Below are 414 nucleotides of genomic sequence, written 5' to 3' on the forward strand. Positions count from 1 at the left end.
GTAGAAGTCGCAGCCGATGGCCTTCACGTCCGGCGTCGCATGGACCGCCCCCTGGCACCCGTCGATCAGCACCTGCGACCCCGCCGCATGGGCCAGTCGCGTGATCTCGGCGACCGGATTGATCGTCCCAAGCACGTTGGACATATGGGTGACGGCGACCATCCGCGTCCTGGGCCCCAGCAGGTCGGCATAGGCCGCCATGTCCAGCGACCCGTCGTCCTTGACCGGAATCCACTTGATCACCGCCCCGCGCCGTTCGCGAAGCAGATGCCACGGCACGATGTTGGAGTGATGCTCCATCTCCGAGACGATGATCTCGTCGCCCAGCTCGATACTCAGCCCAAGCCCGTTGGCCACCAAATTGATCGCCTCGGTGCCGCCCTTGGTCCAGACCACTTGTTCGGGGCTTTCGGC

General features: G+C 65.0%; 1 protein-coding gene. It reads right to left on the reverse strand.

Annotated elements, in window-relative coordinates; genetic code table 11:
• Nucleotides 1-414 (reverse strand): aminotransferase class V-fold PLP-dependent enzyme (locus B3T77_RS06715; RefSeq protein ID WP_292078262.1); only part of this gene is annotated, 414 nt, incomplete at both ends.

This window comes from Brevundimonas sp. UBA7838 (assembly GCF_002500885.1).
Lineage (GTDB): Bacteria > Pseudomonadota > Alphaproteobacteria > Caulobacterales > Caulobacteraceae > Brevundimonas > Brevundimonas vesicularis_C.